This window comes from Oleiphilus sp. HI0061 (assembly GCF_001635675.1).
This window is the reverse complement of sequence record NZ_LWFE01000117.1, coordinates 1-705: the sequence shown is the minus strand read 5'-3', so window position 1 is coordinate 705 and position 705 is coordinate 1. Positions and strand designations below refer to the sequence as shown.

Annotated in this window: 1 protein-coding gene; it reads right to left on the bottom strand. The window is 47.1% G+C overall.

The annotated features are described in order from the left end of the window. On the bottom strand, nt 1-667 hold a 667-nt coding region (locus tag A3735_RS01485; protein WP_197485581.1), incomplete at its 3' end, for an Hpt domain-containing protein. Nucleotides 668-705 lie beyond the last annotated feature (38 nt).

The following is a 705-nucleotide window of genomic DNA, read 5'->3' as shown; positions in this document are numbered from 1 at the left end:
TTTCTTGCGAGGATCGTTGTAAGCTACCTAGAGGCTTAACAAAATCACCGGCAACCAAGGCTGCAGCGTGATTCTCAACGCGCTTTAGATCAAAGTCTGGGCGTTGTCTTTTTTCAAAGCACTCAATTAGTTTGGGAATATTATCGACGACTAATTGGATAAGCTCGGCAATGCTTTCATTCATCATTACCGAACCATCAATAATGCGGTTCAGAAGATTTTCGATTGCCCAAGCGGCTTCGCCAATGATGTTGGCGTTAACCATTCGTCCGCTGCCTTTCAGGGTATGGAAGGCTCGACGAAGCTCGGTTAGTGAATCCTGGTCGTCATGAGCAGCCAGATAGGTTGGCAAGTGAGTATCGATTGCTTCTAGTACTTCGCCGGCCTCTTCGATAAAAATCTCGAGGATTTCATCATCGATTAGATCGTCTTCATCATCGTCCCAGGAATCCTGGATGTCCTCTTCTTGCTCTGCTTCAGCAGCAGCTTCATTGTTTGTTTCCGGGCTTGACTCAGTTTCTGGTTCAAGGCTGTCAGAAGGTAGTGCTGGTTCTGACGCTGACTGAGTCTCTGTAGCTTCGGACCCAGTTTGCTCTTCTGCTGAAGACTTCGATGTTGCAGGGGACATTGTTTTATGGACAACACGAGTTTCGTTGCCCGACAACATATCAGCGCGGCTTATTAGATGCTCGTACTGTGTTGATT